The sequence below is a fragment of the Streptomyces sp. NPDC041940 genome (genome assembly GCF_055589465.1).
In genome coordinates this window covers 661155-675493 of the sequence record NZ_JBVJBP010000001.1, presented here as the reverse complement: position 1 = coordinate 675493, position 14339 = coordinate 661155, and the positions used below count along the sequence as shown (strand labels likewise).

Sequence of the window (14339 nt, the reverse complement as noted above, 5' to 3'; positions counted from 1 at the left end):
GCCCCTAAAAGCACAAAGAAAGGGCGTTACATGATCGGGTCGGGTTCCCTCGCCAGGTCCGCCGCTCCCACCAGGCCTGCCTTGTTGCCCAGTTCGGCGGCTCTTACCTCCGCCACCGGGCGCCAGTTGCCGCCGACCAGCCAGCGCTTGTAGGACTTGCGGATCGGGCCGAGGACCAGTTCGCCCTCGTCGGAGAGGCCGCCGCCCACGATGAACGCGGAGGGGTCGAAGAGGGAGGCGAGGTCGGCGAGGCCCGCGCCGACCCAGCGGGCCAGCTCGCGGTAGGAGTCGACGGCCACGCGGTCGCCCTGGCGGGCGGCCATGGAGATGTGCTTGCCCTCGATGCCCTCCGGCGTGCCGTTGCCGAGGCCGAGCAGGATCTCGGCGTTCTCCGGGGTGGCGTTGGCGCGCTGCTTGGCGTACCGGACGAGCGCGCGCCCCGAGGCGTACTGCTCCCAGCAGCCCTGCGAGCCGCAGCCGCACAGCAGGCCGTCCGGCACCATGCGGATGTGGCCGAACTCGGCGGCCACGCCGAAGTGCCCGCGGCGCAGCTTGTTGCCGATGATGATGCCGCCGCCGAGGCCGGTGCCCAGGGTGATGCAGATGACGTTGCGGTGGCCCTTGCCGCCGCCGAACTTGTACTCGCCCCACGCCGCGGCGTTCGCGTCGTTCTCGACGACCACCGGAAGGCCCACGCGGGCCTCGACCTTCTCCTTGAGCGGCTCGTTGCGCCAGTGGATGTTGGGCGCGAAGTAGACCTCGGAGCGCTGCCGGTTCACATAACCGGCGGCGCCGATGCCCACGCCGACGATGTCGTGCCCGACGCGGGCGCCTTCCACCGCCGAGGCGATGGCGTCCACGATGCCCTCGGCCGTGCCCGGGGTCGGCACCTTGTGGGTCGAGAGGATGTTGCCTTCCTCGTCGACCACGCCGGCCGCGATCTTCGTGCCGCCGATGTCGACGCCGATGGTGAGTCCCATGAATCCCTCAGTTTCGGTCGAGCCCCGCTACGGCCAACGGTACCCGAGAGGCCGGGGGCTCGGCCGGGGGCTCAGTCCAGGTCGATGCGCTCTCCGGGGCCGTCGTCGTCGCCCCGGTCACGGCGTTCGTCCTGGTCACGGGGATCGGTCTCGTCGTCGCGGCCGGTCCAGCGCCGCTCCTGGGCCTGGACGGCGGAGCGGTAGGCGGCGAGCAGTTCGTTCCCGGCCGCCGCCAGGTGGTCGAAGACGTCCGGGTTGCGCTCGATGACGGGTTCCACGGCGTCCTTGGCCTGCTGGACGACCTGGCGGACCACCTGCTGGGCGGCGGGCCCGGCGACCGCGCCGAACAGCGGGGACTCGAGGCCGGACAGCTTGTCCGCGACGGCGTCGACGAGCTTCTTCAGTTCCTCGGCCGCGGAGCCCGGGGGCGGGCCGTACTCGGCGCGGCGGCGGGCCTTCTCCGCCTCGAGGTCCTCGGCACACGCGGTCGCCCAGGCGTCGGCGTCGGTCGCCCGTACCTCGTCGACGGCCTCTTCGCGGGCGGCGTCGGACGGGGGGAGCTCTTCGCTCATGACGGACTCCTGACTACGGTTCGTCTCTACGACGTTACCCGAACGGGCGTACCCCGCTCACCGGGCCTGCGGCCACAGTTTCGGATCGGGTGCGAAGCGGATGCGCAGTTCGCCCTCGCGCAGGGCGGCCCCGTCGACGGTGCAGCGGCGCAGCGCGGAGGGCAGCGGGACGATACGGCGGAACCGCCCCGCGGTGACGACGAGTTCGTCGCCGCGCCGGACGAGGTCCAGTTCCTCGCGTATGGCGCCGGGCAGCGGGATGTGCCAGACGAGCACACCGTCCTCGCCGAGCCGGTCGGTCACGGGCCATTCGGCCGGGGAGGCGGCGTGCCCGGCGCCGGGCACCTCGAGGGCGGTGAGGTCGTCGGCGCCGCGCGGGTCGCGTCCGAGGTGGGCGACGGCGCGCACGTCGTACCTCTCCCGCCACTCCTCCAGCGTCTTGCGCTGCTGGGCGACCGGCCCGGCGAGCCAGGTGTCCGGGGACGCCTCGGGCAGGACGCGGTTGGCGACCACGACATCGGTGCGCAGGCCGCGCAGGGCGAGGCCGAGGCCGGCGGTGCGGACGGCGTCGGCACCGGCCGGGCCGGGCTCGGCGACCAGCCGTACGACGGTGTCACGGTCGGCGACGACCGCCTCCACGGCCGCCAGCTCCAGATCCCAGCGGCCGGCCGTCTCGTACAGCCACTCGGCGGGCATGGGCACGCCGGCCAGCCGTCCCAGGACGGGGCGCAGGGCACGGGCGGCCTGCCGTTCGGGCGGCAGCAGCCGGCGCAGGTAGCGGCGCAGTTCCTCGGGCAGGGCGAGGAGGGCGAGGGCCTGCGGCGCCGGCGGCAGGTCGACGACGAGGAGGTCGTACGACGCCGACAGGGCCGCGTCGCGCAGGGCGCGCAGCAGGGCGAGTTCCTCCGCGCCGGGCAGCGGGGTGAGTTCCTCGGGGTCCAGCCGGGAGGCGCCGAGGAGATCCAGGGCGGAGGAGGCACGGTCCTGAAGGGCGGTGAGGTCCTTGCGGAATTCCTCGGCGGGGTCGGGCCGCCAGGCGGTGAGGCGCGGTGCGGCTTCGACGGGGGCCGGGCCGGTCGGGACACCGAGGGCGGCACCGAGGGTGTCCGTGCGGTCGGCGCTCAGGACGAGGGTGTTGGTGCCCTTCGTCGCCGCGGCCAGGGCGGTCGCGGCCGCGAGGGTGGTACGACCGCTGCCGCCGGGGCCGGTGATCAGGATGGTGCGCATGAGAATGAACGGTAGCCCCTGAAGGGGCGCGGGGAACTGCGCGGACGCCCCCCACCGGCCCGCACTCGGCCGACGACCGCGATCAGGCGGATTCGACCCGCTTCTTCAGCCCGGCCAGCGCCCGGTCGATGATGACCTTCTCGGCCTTCCGCTTGATCATGCCGAGCATCGGGATCTTGACGTCCACGGTCAGCACGTACGTGACCTCCGTACCCCCCGCCCCGGCCGGCTTGAGGAGGTACGAGCCGTCCAGAGAGCGCAGCATCTGGGACTTCACCAGCGTCCAGGACACCTCGTTCTCGCCGGTCCAGGTGTACCCGAGCACCTGGTCGTCCTTGATCGCACCCGCGTCCATGACGAGGCGGACCTGCTCGGCGCGGCCCTGCTCGTCGGTCTTGAGGACCTCCGCCTCCTTCACCTCGCCGGTCCAGTCCGGATAGCGGGCGAAGTCGGAGATGACCGCCATGACGTCGGCCGGGGCTGCCTCGATGGTGATGCTCGAGCTGGTGTGTTCCGCCATCGCCGTGGCTCCTCCAGATACGGGCCGGTAAGACGTCGTCGTGCGCACGTGTGTGCAGCGTGAAGGCTACCGCGCACGGGGCCCGCCGATCTCACCCGACCTGGGGCGTCCTCACCATTCCAGCGCCCAGGGCGTTCCGGTCCCGGCGAAGTGGCCCACGTTCACGCACTCGGTGGCCCCGATCCGCATGCGCCGCGTGAGCGGCTGGTGGACGTGCCCGAACAGGGCGTACCGGGGCCGGGTGCGGTGGATGGCGTCCAGCAGGGCGCGGCTGCCCCGCTCGAAGCGGCGGGCGACGGTGTCGTAGACCAGTTCCGGAACCTCGGGCGGGATGTGGGTGCAGAGCACGTCGACCTCACCGACGGCCTCGATCTTCGCCGCGTACTCCTCGTCGCTGATCTCGTAGGGCGTCCGCATCGGCGTGCGCAGGCCGCCGCCCACGAAGCCGAAGACCCGGCCGCCGATCTCGACGCGCTCGCCGTCGAGGACGGTCGTGCCGGGCCCGGCGTACTCCGGCCACAGCGGCGGCATGTCGACGTTGCCGTAGGTCGCGTACGTAGGAGTGGGGAACGCGGCGAACATCTCGGCGTACTGCCCCCGCACCGCCTGCTCGATCACCGAGGCCCGGTCCGCGCCGACCCCGGCCCACAGCCGGGCCCCGAGCTCCCGCGCCTCCTCGAAGCGGCGGGCGGTGCGCAGCGCCACGAGGCGGTCGGCGTTCTCGACGCCGAACAGGTCGGGGAAGATGCCGCGCGAGTGGTCGGCGTAGTCGAGGAAGAGGACGAGGTCGCCCAGGCAGATCAGGGCGTCGGCGCCTTCGCCGGCCTTGGCCAGGTCACGGGCGTTGCCGTGCACGTCGCTCACCACGTGCACGCGCGTCCGGTGGTTTCGGGCTGGTGTGGGTGCCATGGCGATCAAGAGTAGGCCGAGCGCTGTCCTTGTGAACAGTGGCGGCCCTACCTGCGGTTACTGGCCAGTCAGTTAGTACGTGGACTACTGTGCGCGAAGGAATACCCAAGTGTGTGACGCAGCGAACATCTCGACAGGACCCCCTGTCGCAGAAGCCATACCGGCGGGTAACGTCCGGGCCGTCCAGTCGTGCTCTGCATTTCAACTAGTGAATGCCTGAGTACCTGCCCGAGCCTTGGACCACACCGTCGCAGCACACAACGTCGTGGCGCCGGCGCCCTATGAGGAGCAGCAGTCTTGCGCGAGTTCAGCCTTCCGGCTTTGTACGAGGTCCCTGCGGACGGAAATCTCACCGACATCGTCCGCAGAAACGCCGCGCAGCACCCGGACGTCGCCGTCATCGCCCGCAAGATCGGCGGTACCTGGCAGGACGTCACGGCCACCGTCTTCCTCGCCGAGGTGCACACGGCCGCGAAGGGGCTGATCGCCGCCGGTGTCCAGCCGGGCGACCGGGTGGGCCTGATGTCCCGCACGCGCTACGAGTGGACGCTGCTGGACTTCGCGATCTGGAGCGCGGGCGCGGTGACCGTGCCGGTGTACGAGACCAGTTCGCCGGAGCAGGTGCAGTGGATCCTCGGTGACTCGGGCGCCACCGCGTGCATCGTGGAGTCGGACGCGCACACGGCCGCCGTCGAGTCGGTGCGCGACCGGCTGCCGGCGCTGAAACACGTGTGGCAGATCGACGGCGGCGGCCTCGACGAACTGGGCCGGCTCGGGCAGGACGTCACCGACCGCACGGTCGAGGAGCGCGGCTCGATCGCCAAGGCCGACGACCCGGCGACCATCGTCTACACCTCGGGCACCACCGGCCGCCCCAAGGGCTGTGTGCTCACCCACCGCAGCTTCTTCGCCGAGTGCGGCAACATCGTGGAGCGGCTGCGTCCGCTCTTCCGCACGGGCGAGTGCTCGGTGCTCCTCTTCCTGCCGCTGGCGCACGTCTTCGGGCGGCTGGTGCAGATCGCGCCGATGATGGCGCCGATCAAGCTCGGCTGCGTCCCGGACATCAAGAACCTCACCGACGAGCTGGCCTCGTTCCGCCCGACGCTGATCCTCGGGGTGCCGCGCGTCTTCGAGAAGGTCTACAACTCGGCGCGCGCCAAGGCGCAGGCCGACGGCAAGGGCAAGATCTTCGACAAGGCCGCCGACACCGCGATCGCCTACAGCAAGGCGCTGGACACGCCCTCGGGCCCGTCCTTCGGCCTGAAGATCAAGCACAAGACGTTCGACAAGCTCGTCTACAGCAAGCTCCGCGCGGTCCTCGGCGGCCGGGGCGAGTACGCCATCTCCGGCGGTGCCCCGCTGGGCGAGCGCCTGGGCCACTTCTTCCGCGGCATCGGCTTCACGGTCCTGGAGGGCTACGGCCTGACCGAGTCCTGCGCGGCCACGGCGTTCAACCCGTGGGACCGGACGAAGATCGGCACGGTCGGGCAGCCGCTGCCGGGTTCGGTGATCCGGATCGCCGACGACGGCGAGGTGCTGCTGCACGGCGAGCACCTGTTCAAGGGCTACTGGAACAACGAGGCCGCGACCGGGGAGGCGCTGGCCGACGGCTGGTTCCACACCGGTGACATCGGCACCCTCGACGAGGACGGCTACCTCAGGATCACCGGCCGCAAGAAGGAGATCATCGTCACCGCGGGCGGCAAGAACGTCGCCCCGGCCGTGATCGAGGACCGCATCCGGGCGCACGCGCTGGTGGCGGAGTGCATGGTGGTGGGCGACGGGCGGCCGTTCGTGGGCGCGCTGGTCACCATCGACGAGGAGTTCCTGGGCCGTTGGTGCGCGGACCACGGCAAGCCGGCGGGTGCCACCGCGGCGTCGCTGTGCGAGGACCCGGACCTGCTGGCCGCGATCCAGGCGGCGATCGACGACGGCAACGCCGCGGTGTCGAAGGCGGAATCGGTGCGGAAGTTCCGCATTCTGTCCTCCCAGTTCACGGAGGAGTCGGGCCACCTGACCCCCTCACTGAAGCTGAAGCGGAACGTGGTGGCGAAGGACTACGCGCACGAGGTCGAGGCGATCTACGCCAAGTAGCGCGCGAGCGGCGTCATGGCGCGGTGTCCTCGGCGAGGACCCGCGCCATCGTGCGTTCGGCGAGCGCCGTGATGGTCACGAAGGGGTTGACCCCGAGCGACCCGGGCACGAGCGAGCCGTCGGTGACGTAGAGCCGGGAGCAGCCCTTCACCCGCCCGTAGTCGTCCGTGGCCCTGCCGAGCACGCAGCCGCCCAGCGGGTGGTACGTGAAGTCGTCGGCGAAGACCTTGCTGGAGGAGCCGAACAGGTCGTACCGGTAGATCGTCGCGTTGGCCGCGTTGATCCGGTCGAACAGCTTCTTGGCCATGGCGACGGAGGCCGCGCTGTGGGCGCTCGTCCAGCCGAGCCGCAGCTGGCCCGAGCCGGTGTCGTAGGAGAAGGACGCCCGCTCCGGGTTCCCGGTGATCGCCAGGTAGAGGCTCACCCAGTGCTCCAGGCCGGTCGGCAGCGGGGCGATCTCGGCGAACACGGGGTTCGAGGCGTTCGCCCAGTCGTCGATGCCCATGACCGGCATGGTCGACTGGTTCGCGCCGACCGTGTCCCACAGGTGGTTGGCCCGGCCGAGCATCACGTTGCCGTTGGTGCCCCAGCCGGCACCGACACCGGCGTCGAGGCCGGGCAGGGTGCCCGTCTCCCGGGCGCGCAGGAGCAGTTCGGTGGTGCCGAGGCTGCCGCCGCCGAGGAAGAGGTACGTGCAGCCGTACTCCTTCGTCTCCACGACCCGGCCGGTCTCGTCGATGCGGTCGGCGGTCAGGACGTAGGTCCCGTCCGGCGCCCGGCTGATCGCGCGCACCCTCTCCAGGGTGTGGAGGGTGACGTTGCCGGTGCCGAGCGCGCCGGCGAGGTAGGTCTTGTCGAGGCTGCGCTTGCCGTGGTTGTTGCCGTAGATGACCTCGCCGCCGAGCGCCGACTTCGGGGCCGTGCCGGCCGCCTCGCGCTGCATGTGGCCGAAGTCGTAGACGCTGGGCACGAAGGTGGTGCGCAGGCCGGCCTTCTCGGCGTGCTTGCGGGAGACGCGGGCGAAGCGGTACCACTCCGTCGACTCGAACCAGGTGGGGTCGACGGTGTTGACGCCGAGGGCGGCGCGGGCGCGCGGGAAGTACGTGCCGTACATCTCGTCGGCGTCGACGGTGGGGAACTGCCGCTCGAAGTAGGACCTGGGCGGCGTGACCGCCATGCCGCCGTTGACGAGGGAGCCGCCGCCGACGCCCCGGCCGACGTAGACGGACATCTCCGCGAAGTGCACCCGGTCCAGGGCGCCCGGGTAGCGGCCGATGTCCTTGTTGACGACGTCGAGCCAGAGGAAGGTGCCGAGGGGGGCCTCGGTGCGGGTGCGGAACCACATGGAGCGCTGGTCCGGGGTGCGGGTGGAGCAGAAGATCTTGCCGTCGGGGCCGGGGGTGTTCCAGAGCCGGCCCATTTCCAGGACGAGGGTGCGGATGCCGGCCTGGCCGAGGCGGAGGGCGGCCACGGCGCCGCCGTAGCCGGAACCGACCACGATCGCCGGGGCGTTGTCGACTGCGTCGGGCTCGGCGGCTTGGGCTGATCGGAGGCCGATGCGGGTGAAGCCGAGGGCGGCCGCCGTTTGGAGTGCCGCCATTCCGAGGATCTGACGTCTTGTCAGCTGACGTTGTATCAGGTTTGCTGTCATGTGCGCAGCATGGGCGGATTATTGGGTTCCGCCTAGTGGGGTGCCCATTATTCGTCGTGGGCGGGTGCGGATTCGATGTGGTTGATCGCGCAGTTCCCCGCGCCCCTAAAGGCAACTACAGCAAGCCCTTCAGCTGCTCAGCCAGCAGGTCCCAGCGCCACTTCTCCTGGACCCATTCGCGGCCTCGCTCGCCCATCCTGCGGCGCAGCTCGGCGTCTCCCAGGAGGGTGATGACGCGGTCGGCCGCGTCCGCCGGGGAGCCGCCGCGGACGACCCAGCCCGTCTCGCCGTCCAGGACCGCGTCCGGCGCGCCGCCGGAGTCGCCTGCGACGACGGGGAGCCCGGTCGCCGAGGCCTCCAGGTAGACGATGCCCAGGCCCTCGACGTCGAGGCCGCCGCGCCGGGTCCGGCAGGGCATGGCGAAGACGTCCCCGGCGCCGTAGTGGGCGGGCAGCTCGGCCCAGGGGACGGCGCCGGTGAAGCGTACGGAGGCGGCGACTCCGGTCTCCTGGGCCAGCTTGCGCAGATCACCCTCGTACGGGCCGCCCCCGACGATCAGCAGGACGGCGTCGGGCTCGGCGGCCAGGATCCTGGGCATGGACCGGATCAGCGTGTCCTGCCCCTTGCGCCGCACCAGCCGGGACACGCACACGATCACCGGGCGGTCGGTCAGCCCGAGCCGCGCCCGGGTCTCGTCGCCGCCCGAGTCCGGGTGGAAGGTCTTCTCGTCGACCCCGGGCGGCAGCTGCTCCATCCGCGCGGCCGCCCGCGGGCTCAGCGCGCCGGCGATCCGCGAGCGCGTGTACTCGCCCAGGTAGGTGATCGTGTCCGTGGAGTCCCCGATCCGGCGCAGCAGCTGCCGGGCCGCGGGCAGCTGGGCCCAGCCGGCCTCGTGGCCGTGCGTGGTGGCCACCAGCCGCTCGGCGCCCGCGTCGCGCAGCGCCGGTGCCATCAGGCCGAGCGGTGCCGCCGCCCCGAACCACACCGAGGTGCAGCCGTGCTCCCGCAGCAGTCCGACGGCACGCCGGGTGACGGCGGGCGTCGGCAGCAGCATGGTCGTACGGTCCCGTACGACGGTGAAGGGCTGCTCGGCGTCGAAGGCGGCGGTCGCCTCGACGCCCTCCCGGCTCCGCTTCCACGTCGACGCGTAGACGACCAGCTCCCGCGGGTCCAGCCGTAGCGCCATGTTGTGCAGAAACGCCTGGATGCCGCCGGGCCGGGGCGGGAAGTCGTTGGTCACGATCAGGGTCTTGCGCACGCCGCCGACCCTACCGAACCCGACCCTCACAGCCGTGCGGGGCGGCTCTTATGGCACGCTCACAGCTCTCCGGGACATCATGACCCCATCGAACAGAGCACGCGGACGGGCAGGGATCAGGTGAAGACGAAGGGCGCGAGGCGGTCCCTGGCATGGCTGCCGGTGGTCTGGTGTCTCACGAGGCTGGCGCTGCTGCTGTTCGTGCTGAAGGTGTACGTCTTCCCGGGCCCGGACGTGACGAGCGACGTGCACGTCATCTACCAGGGCTGGTACGAGGTCCTGCGCACCGGAACGTTCCCTCAGAACGACGTCACCTGGCAGTACCCGCCCGCCGCCGCCCTGGCGATCCTCTCCCCCGCGCTGCTGCCCTTCCTGCACTACGCGACCGCGTTCTTCGTCCTGGTCTGCGTCACCGACCTGGCCGTCCTGGCCCTGCTGATGTACGCCGGACGGCGCCCCGGCAAGACTCTGCGCGGCGCCTGGGTCTGGGTGGTGGGCGTCCCGCTGCTGGGGCCGACGGTGTATTCGCGCTACGACGTGATGGTCACGGCCGTGGCGATGGCCGCGCTGCTCGCGGGCGTCCGGCACCCGAAGACCATGGGGGCGCTGGCGGCCTTCGGCGCGCTGCTGAAGGTCTGGCCCGCGATGCTCCTGCTGGCCGCCCGCCGGCGGAGCGCCTGGGTGTCGGCCCTGGTGACCGGCATCGCGGTGACGGGCGCCTTCGCCCTGGCCATGCCCGGCGGGTTCGCCTTCCTCACCTTCCAGCGCGACCGGGGCACCGAGGTGGAGTCGCTCGGCGCGCTCGTCTTCCATGTCGCCCGGCACTTCGGCTGGAACGGCGAGGTGCGGCTGAACTACGGCTCGATCGAGTTCCTCGGGCCGTATGTGAGCGAGGTGAGCACGGGCGCACTGTTCCTGACGGGTGCGGCCTTCGGCTGGCTGGTGCTGTGGCGGCTGCTGGCCCGGCGCTTCGAGGAGCACACGCTCGCCGACGCGGCCTTCGTGGCGGTGCTCATGTTCACGACCACCAGCCGGGTGATCAGCCCGCAGTACATGGTGTGGCTGGTCGGGCTGGCCGCGGTGTGCCTCTGCTTCCCCGGGAGCCGGATGCGGCTGCCGGTCGGCCTCGTCCTGGTGGCGTGCTTCGTGACGGTGCTGGAGTTCCCGCTCTACTTCGCCAACGTGGTGGCCAGCGACGGCCTCGGCATCACCCTGCTGTTCCTGCGCAACGGCCTCCTGGTGGCCGCCACCCTCCTCGCGGCCCGCGCCCTGTGGAAGGCGACGGTGCCGCGCACGGCCCCCGCTCCCCCACCGTCTCAGCCGGCCCGCGCCGGCGAGACCCCCGTCTCCTCCTGAGCCGGGGCCCGCCGGAACAGCGCGGGCGGCCTGTCCGGCCACGGCGCGATCGGCCTGCTCAGGCCGCGGAACCGCCCCACCCGGCCACAGCCCGATCAGCCCAGCTGAGCTCGCAGATACTCCTGCCACAGCCCCGTGAACTCCTCCGGCGTCGTCCCCAGCACCTCCCGCATCGCCCCCGCCACCGCCCCGGCCCGCTTCCGGTGCTCCCCGACGGCCCGGTAGAACTCGCCCAGCCGGGACTCGCCCCAGCGGTCGGCGATCAGCCGGCACGCCGTCCAGCCGCTCTCGTAGGCCCGGGCCAGGCGGCTCGCGTCGCCGGTGAAGCCGAAGTCCTTGTCCTCCGGCAGCGCCTGCGGAAGCTGCCCCTGGCTCACCGCCCGGGACAGTTCCGGCGCGGCCTCGGAGGGGACGCGGCCGGTGGCGCGGTAGCCGATCCAGTCGGCGTACCCCTCGGAGAGCCAGAGGGGGGTGGCGGCGCCGGTGTGGGCGCGGGTGGCGACATGGGTGGTCTCGTGGGTGACGACGACCTGCTCGCCGAGGCCGCCGAGGAGGGTGAAGGCGTCCGGGTTGACGATGATCCGGTCCGCCGGTGCCCGGGCCGGAGCGCCCGTCTCTCCGGTGGTGACCGCCGCGATCCCCCGGTAGGAGGAGGCGGGCGAGCCGAGCAGCCCCGCCATCCCCTCCAGTGACTTCGGCACGAGCACGACGACCTGCCGGGACCAGTCCGTGCCCCACACCTCGGACACGGCGGGCACCGCACGGTCGGCCAGGTCCGCGAAGTCGCGCAGCGACCGGCCGGACTGCCCGACGCCGAGGACGAGGCTGCGGTCGCCCCGGACGGCCTGCACCGCGCCTTGGTCCCACAGTTGCTGCGCGGACTTCTTCGCGGGCCGGTCCGCTTCGACGGACCATCGCCCGTCCGCGTCCCGGCTCAGCCGCAGGGTGCGGCCCGCGGTCACCGGCGCCCGGTCGTACCCGGCGACGCGGTAGCGCAGTTCGGCGTCGGCGGTGGCGGTGTCGCCGGTGCGGCGCACGTCGGTCACCCGGTACGACCAGTCGGCCAGCGGCACCGCGCGCAGCCGGGCGAAATCCACCCCCGTGCCCGTCCGTTCCCAGGCCCGCTCGTCGCGGTGGAGGACGGCGGCGGCCCGCCGGTCCAGGAGCCGCTGGACGTCGGCCGTGGCGCTGTCGGCGGCGGACCGCCCACCGCACCCGACCAGGACGACGAGCAGCACGACGAGCGCCACCACCGCGGACCCCGACCTTCGACCTGCCACGTTCCCGATCGTACGGGCGCCGGGCCGCGCCGGTCAGACCCTGGTGACCGAGGAGACGGGCATCATCCCGACCGGGTCGTAGCGCACGGGTGCGCCGGGGTAGGGCGCGTGGATGACCTGGCCGTTGCCCATGTACATCCCGACATGGCTGGCGTCGTCCCGGTAGACGACCAGGTCACCGGGGCGCGCCTCGGACAGCGGGACCTGCCGGCCGGCGTACCGCTGGGCCTGCGAGGTGCGCGGCAGGGACACCCCGGCCTGCGCGTACGACCACTGCGTCAGGCCCGAACAGTCGAAGCCGGAGGGGCCGTTGGCGCCCCAGACGTAGGGCCTGCCGACCACGCTGCGGGCGGCTGCGACGGCGGCGGCCCCGCGTCCCGAGGCGGGGGTGGCGTTCCCGAGGTAGGGCAGGTCTCCCCGGCCGGAGCGGGAGGCCCGGTCGTAGGCGGCGCGCTCGGCCTCCGGCAGGGAGTTGAGCAGCCGCCGGGCCGTGGCGAGCTTCCGCTCGACGGACTTCTTGTGGACGGCGACCGTCCTGCGGCTCTTCTCCAGTTCGCGGAGCTTCCCGGCGGCCTCCTCGCGGTCCTGGGCGAGTTCGCGCATGGCGTCCTGGAGGTCCTTCAGCTCACCGGCCTGATGGGCGGTGAGGCGGTCCAGCCGGGCGGCCCGGTCGAGGTAGTCCTCCGGGTCGTCGGAGAACAGCAGGGCGAGGGACGGGTCGAGGCCGCCCGAGCGGTACTGGGCGCCGGCGAGCGAACCGAGCGACTCCCGCATGGAGTTGATGCGCTGCTGCTGCCGGGCGATCCGGTCCCGGGCGGTACCGGCCTCCTCGCGCTGCTCGTCGGCGCGCTCGTCGGCCTTGTTGTAGGCCTCGGTGGCCTTCTCGGCCTGCTCGTAGAGGCGGTCCACCTCGGCCCGGGTGTCGTCGTGCGGTGCGGACGCGGCCGGTACCGCGCACAGGGCGGTGGCCGCGACGGACAGGAAGCCGACCGCGGCACCGGCGCCCCGGTCGAACCCGGACGGTGCAAGTCGGCGATGGGACCCCACGGGAAGCCGCACTCCTTCCGCTGGCGGACATGGAAACGCGGCAGACAGTAGCCCCGGGACGGGGGGCAGCCAACGACCATCCGTGGGTACGCGGCACGACGCCCCGCCGCTGACGCAGGTCACCGGCGGGGCGTGGGCTTACTCGAGGCTTACGTGATTCCCCCGAATGGCGGACACGGGGGGCCGATCGTGAAGAGGTCAGACGCGGACGCCGAACATGAAGGGGCCGCCGATGGTGTCCATCGACTCGTAGCGGACGACCGTGCCGGTGCGCGGGGCGTGGATGATCTGCCCGTTGCCGGCGTAGAGGCCGACGTGGTGCAGGTCGTTGAAGAAGAAGACCAGGTCGCCGACCTTGAGCTGGCTGACCGAGGAGATCCTGGTGCCGGTCTGGGCCTGCGCCTCGGAGGTACGCGGGATCTGCATGCCGGCGGCCGCGTAGGCCCGGGAGGTGAGGCCGGAGCAGTCGTAGGAGCTCGTGCCGGTGGCGCCGTAGACGTAGGGCTTGCCGAGCTGGCTCTGGGCGAAGGCGAAGGCCGCGGCGGCCCGGCCGGAGCCCGGCGGGACGTTGTCGGTGAGGGCGTCGCGCTGGCTGTCCCGGCTGGCGCGGTCCTGCTCGGCGGCGAGCGCCTGCTTCTCGGCGGCGGTGAGGCTGTTGAGCAGCTTCTGCGCGGAGCCGAGCTTGCCCTGGACTTCCTTCTTCTTCTTGCCCAGTTCGGTGCGGGTGGAGGCGAGGTCCTTGAGCTTCTCGGAGGCCTCGGCGCGCTCCTGGGCGAGTTCGCGCTGCTTCTCCTGGACCTTCTTCAGCGCCTCGACCTGCTGGCTGCTCAGCTGGTCGAGCGTGGAGGCCTTCTCGAGGTAGTCGTCCGGGTTCGAGGAGAGGAAGAGCTGGACCGAGGGGTCGATCGAGCCGGTGCGGTACTGCGACGCGGCCGCGAGGCCCAGGCTGTCGCGCAGCTCGTTGAGCTCCTCCTGGCCGCGGGCGACGTTGTCCTGGATGGTGGAGATCTCCTTCTGGAGCTTCTCCTGCTTCTCCTTGGCCCCGTTGTACTTCTCGGTGGCCTGCTCCGCCTCTTCGTAGAGCTTGTCGACCTTGGTCTTGACCTCGTCCTTGCTCGGCTTCTCACTGGGGGCCGCGTTGGCGGCCTGCGAGCTGAAGGCGACGGCAGCGGCGGCGGCGGTGGTCAGCACGGTCACACGTGCGCGGCTCGGCTGCTTGGGACGACGGTGGGACGCCACGGGTGAAAGCTCCTTCTGCCCCCTCCGCCGTCTCTCCCGATGAGTGATCACCCGAGCGGAGGTTTCGGAGCCCGACCCTAGTGACCTTCCTGTGATCAGTTCAAATCCTCAGATGAAAAATTGCGTCACAGTGAGCCAACTTTTCCCCTGGACTCACAGGCGGTGAGACTCACTTGACTTAACGTGGCCCACAGGTCTCATCAATT

General features: G+C 71.8%; 12 protein-coding genes. 2 read left to right on the top strand and 10 right to left on the bottom strand.

Features of this window, described 5'->3' with window-relative positions:
- Positions 1-26: 26 nt before the first annotated feature.
- From ACZ6I3_RS02895 to ACZ6I3_RS02875, 5 genes are all read right to left on the bottom strand, one after another.
- A complete protein-coding gene (locus ACZ6I3_RS02895; protein WP_215121994.1) occupies positions 27-980 on the bottom strand; it encodes an ROK family glucokinase in 954 nt (317 codons plus the stop codon).
- Between the two features lie 71 nt (positions 981-1051).
- Positions 1052-1552: a DUF5304 domain-containing protein gene (locus tag ACZ6I3_RS02890; protein ID WP_469411076.1), complete on the bottom strand. Its 501-nt coding sequence runs from the start codon at positions 1550-1552 to the stop codon at positions 1052-1054.
- A 57-nt stretch (positions 1553-1609) separates the two neighbouring features.
- Complete coding sequence (locus ACZ6I3_RS02885) at positions 1610-2779, bottom strand: ArsA family ATPase (RefSeq protein WP_469411074.1); 1170 nt, start codon at positions 2777-2779, stop codon at positions 1610-1612.
- 82 nt (positions 2780-2861) lie between these two features.
- Positions 2862-3299, bottom strand: coding sequence for an SRPBCC family protein (locus ACZ6I3_RS02880; protein WP_261680591.1), 438 nt, complete (start codon positions 3297-3299; stop codon positions 2862-2864).
- Between the two features lie 111 nt (positions 3300-3410).
- A complete protein-coding gene (locus tag ACZ6I3_RS02875) occupies positions 3411-4166 on the bottom strand; it encodes a metallophosphoesterase family protein (RefSeq protein WP_469411675.1) in 756 nt (251 codons plus the stop codon).
- A gap of 339 nt (positions 4167-4505) precedes the next feature.
- Here ACZ6I3_RS02875 and ACZ6I3_RS02870 point away from each other — a divergent pair, with 339 nt between their 5' ends.
- On the top strand, positions 4506-6302 hold the full coding sequence (locus tag ACZ6I3_RS02870; protein WP_469411072.1) for an AMP-dependent synthetase/ligase: 1797 nt from the start codon (positions 4506-4508) through the stop codon (positions 6300-6302).
- Between the two features lie 13 nt (positions 6303-6315).
- On the opposite strand, the gene ACZ6I3_RS02865 is transcribed toward ACZ6I3_RS02870, so the two are convergent.
- Both ACZ6I3_RS02865 and ACZ6I3_RS02860 read right to left on the bottom strand, forming a co-directional pair.
- Complete coding sequence (locus ACZ6I3_RS02865) at positions 6316-7953, bottom strand: GMC oxidoreductase (protein WP_469411071.1); 1638 nt, start codon at positions 7951-7953, stop codon at positions 6316-6318.
- A gap of 115 nt (positions 7954-8068) precedes the next feature.
- The gene (locus ACZ6I3_RS02860; RefSeq protein WP_469411069.1) at positions 8069-9211 is read right to left on the bottom strand and encodes a glycosyltransferase family 4 protein; all 1143 of its coding nucleotides are present in this window, start codon (positions 9209-9211) and stop codon (positions 8069-8071) included.
- Positions 9212-9331: 120 nt separating this feature from the next.
- On the opposite strand from ACZ6I3_RS02860, the gene ACZ6I3_RS02855 reads away from it, so the two are divergent.
- Positions 9332-10567, top strand: a complete 1236-nt coding sequence (locus ACZ6I3_RS02855; protein ID WP_469411067.1) for a glycosyltransferase 87 family protein — start codon at positions 9332-9334, stop codon at positions 10565-10567.
- Positions 10568-10662: 95 nt separating this feature from the next.
- Here ACZ6I3_RS02855 and ACZ6I3_RS02850 read toward each other — a convergent pair whose 3' ends face one another.
- The 3 genes from ACZ6I3_RS02850 to ACZ6I3_RS02840 form a co-directional block, all read right to left on the bottom strand.
- Complete coding sequence (locus ACZ6I3_RS02850; protein WP_469411065.1) at positions 10663-11847, bottom strand: hypothetical protein; 1185 nt, start codon at positions 11845-11847, stop codon at positions 10663-10665.
- A gap of 33 nt (positions 11848-11880) precedes the next feature.
- Positions 11881-12894, bottom strand: coding sequence for a C40 family peptidase (locus ACZ6I3_RS02845; RefSeq protein ID WP_469411063.1), 1014 nt, complete (start codon positions 12892-12894; stop codon positions 11881-11883).
- A 198-nt stretch (positions 12895-13092) separates the two neighbouring features.
- The gene (locus tag ACZ6I3_RS02840; RefSeq protein WP_469411060.1) at positions 13093-14133 is read right to left on the bottom strand and encodes a C40 family peptidase; all 1041 of its coding nucleotides are present in this window, start codon (positions 14131-14133) and stop codon (positions 13093-13095) included.
- Between the last annotated feature and the right edge of the window lie 206 nt (positions 14134-14339).

What these genes read in the sequence shown, in the direction of transcription:
- ACZ6I3_RS02865 (WP_469411071.1), bottom strand. Translation starts at nt 7,953, where the DNA reads ATGACAGCAAACCTGATACAACGTCAGCTGACAAGACGTCAGATCCTC.
- ACZ6I3_RS02880 (WP_261680591.1), bottom strand. Translation starts at nt 3,299, where the DNA reads ATGGCGGAACACACCAGCTCGAGCATCACCATCGAGGCAGCCCCGGCC.
- ACZ6I3_RS02890 (WP_469411076.1), bottom strand. Translation starts at nt 1,552, where the DNA reads ATGAGCGAAGAGCTCCCCCCGTCCGACGCCGCCCGCGAAGAGGCCGTC.
- ACZ6I3_RS02895 (WP_215121994.1), bottom strand. Translation starts at nt 980, where the DNA reads ATGGGACTCACCATCGGCGTCGACATCGGCGGCACGAAGATCGCGGCC.
- ACZ6I3_RS02885 (WP_469411074.1), bottom strand. Translation starts at nt 2,779, where the DNA reads ATGCGCACCATCCTGATCACCGGCCCCGGCGGCAGCGGTCGTACCACC.